Below are 4,660 nucleotides of genomic sequence, written 5' to 3'. Positions count from 1 at the left end.
CCGGGCGACGTCCAGGCGGTGGTGGCCGTGCCGACCGCACCGCCCGCCGCGCGCGCCCGGGCGGCCGCCGCGCTGCCGACCGAGCGGGCCCTGGCGCGGGCGCTGCGCCCCTTCAAGCGCACCGCGCCGTCGCCGGTCAGGACGCGGGTCGACGAGGAGGCGACCGCCGAGCGCGCCGCGCGCCACCGGCTGTGGCTGCCGGTGCGCACGCCGGTGCGCGAGCGGTGGATGGACGCGGTCCTGGTGGTCGACGCCGGCGCGTCGATGCGGGTGTGGCGGCCGGTGGCCGAGCGGTTCGCCGCCGTCCTGGAGCGCACCGGGGCCTTTCGCGCGGTGCGGGTCCAGCGGGTGGACTTCGACCGCGGCCTGACGGCGACGGCCCGGCCGGCCGCCGGGTCCGCGGCGCCGCCGTCCCCGGTGGACGGCATGGGCCCGCGGGACCGGCGTGCGGTGCTGGTGCTCACCGACGGCGTCGGCGCGGCGTGGACGGGCGGGGACGTCCGGTCGGCGCTGGGCCGCTGGGGACGGTCCGCCACGGTGGCGGTCGTGCACGTGCTACCGCTGAGCCACTGGCACCGTACGGGCGCGGCGCCCGATCGGGTGCGGCTGCGGGTGCCGGGCCCGGGGGTGCCGAACGGCGCGTGGCGGCGCGCCGACGGCACGCCGTGGCCGTGCGGCGAGGCGCCGGTGCCGGTGCTGGAGCTGGACGCGGGCTGGCTGCGGCGGTGGGTGGACCTGGTGGCCCGGCCCGCGGCGGGCGGCCACGACACGCTGGCCCTGCTGCCGGGCGTACCGGCCGAGCCCTGGGAGCAGGAGGACGAACAGGACGCCTGGAGCCGGGTGTTCCGGTTTCGTGCCAGCGCCTCCCCCGGCGCTTTCCGCCTCGCGTCGCGGCTTGCGGCGGCGCCGCTGAACATCCCGGTCATGGAGTTCGTCCAGGGGCTGCACACGCCGGAGAGCGGTCCGGGCGAGCTGGCGGAGGTGCTGCTGGGCGGGCTGCTGCGGCGGGTGGGCACGGCCGACCCGGCAGACGAGACCGACATCGGCTACGAGTTCCACGACGGGGTGCGCGAGCTTCTGCTGTCCGCCGGGATGCGGGACGAGACGCTGTACGTCCTGCGCAGCGTGCTGGACCGGCTCGGGCACCGCTGGAAGCCGCTGCACGTGCTGCGGGACCTGCTGGCCCGGCCGTCGGCGCCGCTGCGGGACCTGCCCGAGGAGGACCCGCCGGGCAGCGGCCGGCTGCTGCCGTACCTGCGCGTCCAGGAACGCGTCTACCAGGCTCTGTCCGGGCCGTACCTGGAAGGCGCGCGCACGTTCGAGGCGTTCGTCCGGGCCCATGGGGACCGCACTCACACGGGCGAATCCGGCCGTTCCGCCGTGCCGGAACCGCCGCGCCGGGGAAGTCCGAACAGGGAGGGGCCGCGTACCGGCGCTCCCGAGCGCGTCCCCTCATCCGAGGGCGCGCCGCCGCCGGAGCGCGGCGTGCCCGGCACCGAGGCCGAGGAACCCACGAAAGGAAGGCCTGTGTCCGGGATCGATGCCCGTCCCGCGCCCGAAGCGGGCGATCGACGCGCCGGGGACCCCCCGCCGATCTGGGGCAACGTCCCACCCCGGAACAACAACTTCACCGGCCGGCAGGAGCTGCTGGACGCGCTGCACCAGCGGCTGAGCGCCGAGGGCACGGCCGCCGTGCTGCCGGAGGCGCTGCACGGCCTCGGCGGTGTGGGCAAGTCGCAGATCGCCCTGGAGTACGTGCACCAGCACGCCGCCGACTTCGACGCCGTCTGGTGGATCGCCGCCGAGCGGCCCGAGCAGATCCGCCAGTCGCTGGTGCACCTCGCCGAGCGGTTCGGCCTGCGGACGGGCGAGGCGGCGAACACCGCCGTGCCGAGCGTGCTCGACGCGCTGCGCACCGGCCGTCCGTACCGCAACTGGCTGCTGGTCTTCGACAACGCCGAGGAGGTGGAGACGGTACGGGCGTTCTTCCCGGCGAGCGGGCCCGGCCGGGTGCTGGTCACCTCTCGCAACGGCCAGTGGTCCCGGGTCGCCCGCACCGTGGAGGTGGACGTCTTCGACCGCGGTGAGAGCATCGAGCTGCTGCGCCGCCGCGGGCCGGAGCTGCCGCCCGGGCAGGCCGACCGGGTGGCCGAGACCCTGGGCGACCTGCCGCTGGCCATCGAGCAGGCGGCGGCCTGGCTCTCCGAGACCGGCATGCCCGTCGACGAGTACCTGCACGTCTTCGAGGACGAGCGCGCCGACTTCAGCACCCGCCGGCACGAACTGCTCGCCGCGGGCGTGCCCGTGGACTACCCCGAACCGGTCGCGGCCGCGTGGAACATGTCGCTGCGCCGCCTGTCCGAGCGGCACCCCGGCGCCCTGCAACTGCTGCGCGTGTGCTCCTTCTTCGCCCCCGAGCCGATCTCACGGCGGCTGCTCACCGGGGTGCGCGGCGTGACCCTGCCCCCGGAGCTGACCGAGGTGCTCCAGGACCCCATCAAGCTGGGCCACGCGATCCGGGAGATCAACCGCTACGCCCTCATCAAGATCAACCACCAGAGCAACACCATCGAGCTGCACCGGCTGGTGCAGGCGGTGCTGGCCGGCCAGCTGTCCCCGCAGCAGCAGGCGGAGATGCGGCACTGCGCGCACGTGCTGCTCGCGCACGGCGACCCCAACGAGGTCAAGCCGTTCAACTGGGGGCGGTACGCCGACCTGCTGTCGCACGTGCGGGCGTCCCGGGCGATGGACTGCGAGGACAAGTGGGTGCGCCACATGGTGCGCAACCTCGTCCGCTTCCTGTTCGTGTGGGGCGACCACGAGGGCGCCCTGGAATTCGGCACCCAGGTGCGGGAGAACTGGCTGGAGAAGCTCGGCGAGGACAGCGAGGAGACGCTGGCCGTCGCGCGCACGCTGGGCCACGTACTGACCGTGCTGGGCAGGTACCAGGAGGCCAGGGACCTCAACAACCGCACTCTGGAGCTGCTGCGCGCCACCGTGGGCGACGAGCACGAGAACACGCTGGTGACCATCGGCATGGTCGCCAAGGACGCCCGCTACCAGGGCGACTACACCCGGTCCCTGGAGCTGGAGCACGTCCGCTGGTCGGCGTTCAGGCGACTGTTCGGCCCCGACGAACCGTTCACCGCCGCCGCGGCCAACGACTACGCGCTGACGCTGCGGGGCCTCGGCGAGTTCACCGAGGCGCGGCGCATCAGCCAGAGCGCGCGGGACAGCGCCGCGGTGAACCTGGGGGAGAACGCCTCGATCACCCTGGTGCTGGAGGCCAACCTGGCGGCCGACATGCGGGAGAGCGGCGACTACCTGGCCGCGCGGGCGCTGCTGGAGGGGACCATGGCCCGGGTGCGCCGGACGCTGCCCGAGCACGCGCCGGTCGCCGTCGCCATCCTGCGCGTGCTCGGCGTGGTGCGGCGCAAGGCGGGCGACTACGAGGGCGGGATGGCCTGCACCCGGGACGCTTTGGAGCGGTACCGGCTGCGCTACCGGGAACCCGACCTCCTGATCACGCTGACCGAGCTCAACCTGTCGATGGACCTGCGCTGCGCGGCCGACCTCGACGGCGCCCGGGAGCTGGGGCACAAGGCGCTCACCGACCTGCGCGCCATGCTGGGGCCGGGGCACCCGGCGGCGCTCACCGCGGCGACCGACCTGGCCGTGACCCTGCGGCTGCTGGGCGAGGCGGAGGAGGCCAGGGCGCTGAACCGGGAGACGCTGCCGGTGGTGACCGGGACGCTCGGCGCGCGGCACCCGGCGACGCTGGCCACCGCCATCAACCTGGCCGGCGACCACTACGCCCTGGCGGAGTACCAGGAGGCGCGCCGGCTGGACACCGAGACGCTGGAGTCCTGCCGGTCGAAGCTGGGCGAGGACCACCCCACGACACTCTCCTGCGCGCTCAACCTGTCGGCCGACCTGCGGGCCACGGGCGACGGCGGGGCGGCGGAGGAGCTGTTCCAGGACGCCCTGGCCAGGCTGCGGCGGGCCCTGGGCCCGGGCCATCCGGCGGTGGTGGCCGCGGCGCGGGGCATCCGCGCGGACTGCGACATGGAGTCGCTCGCGCTCTGAGAGGCGGCGCGGGCTGTGGCTGACGGTGCGGGCCGCCTTGGGCCGCCGGGCCGGTGCGGCGGTACGAGGCGGCGGCCCGGCCCGGCCGACCGGTGCTCCTCCGGGCCGGGACGGCCCGTCGCGCCGCCCGGCGCGCGCACTCCCCCGGCTGCCGCCGGGAGGTACCTCCTCTCACCGAGGGACGCTCCTTGACGGGCGCACCTCGCCGGGCGCGGCACTCGCGCCGGCGACGCCCGGCCGGGGGCCCTACGCGGTGGCGGCCGGCCCGCGGGCGGGAGCGCCGGCCCACTCGGCGAGGGCGACGGGGTCGGGGCCGGCCCCGGCGGCGGTGCGCACGGTCCGGTGCACGCGCAGGACCACCTCGGGCCGGCGCAGCAGCGCCGTCCTGGCAGGGCCGGCCGGCAGGGTGAGCGCGAGGCCGGCCCAGGCCGCGATGTCGTCCGGGTCCACCGCCAGCCGGGCGCGGTAGCCGCGCAGCGCGGCGGCCCGTTCGCCGGCGGCCCAGTCCAGGTCCGCGACGGCCGGCGCGTCGCCCTCTCCGGCCGCGGGCCCGCCGCCCCGGACCTGCCCCGGG

Annotated in this window: 1 protein-coding gene and 1 pseudogene; one reads left to right on the top strand and one right to left on the bottom strand. The window is 76.3% G+C overall.

Translation table 11 applies throughout. The features are described 5' to 3' along the window. The first annotated feature begins 27 nt into the window (after nt 1-27). The gene (gene fxsT, locus RKE29_RS28060; protein ID WP_312008492.1) at nt 28-4,086 is read left to right on the top strand and encodes an FxSxx-COOH system tetratricopeptide repeat protein; all 4,059 of its coding nucleotides are present in this window, start codon (nt 28-30) and stop codon (nt 4,084-4,086) included. Between the two features lie 246 nt (nt 4,087-4,332). On the opposite strand, the pseudogene RKE29_RS28055 reads toward fxsT, so the two are convergent. Then, nucleotides 4,333-4,660, bottom strand: a pseudogene (locus RKE29_RS28055) (HEXXH motif domain-containing protein); the annotation flags it as partial.

Origin of the sequence: Streptomyces sp. B1866 (genome assembly GCF_031932565.1) — a bacterium.
Lineage (GTDB): Bacteria > Actinomycetota > Actinomycetes > Streptomycetales > Streptomycetaceae > Streptomyces.
This window is presented reverse-complemented; position numbering and strand designations above follow the sequence as displayed.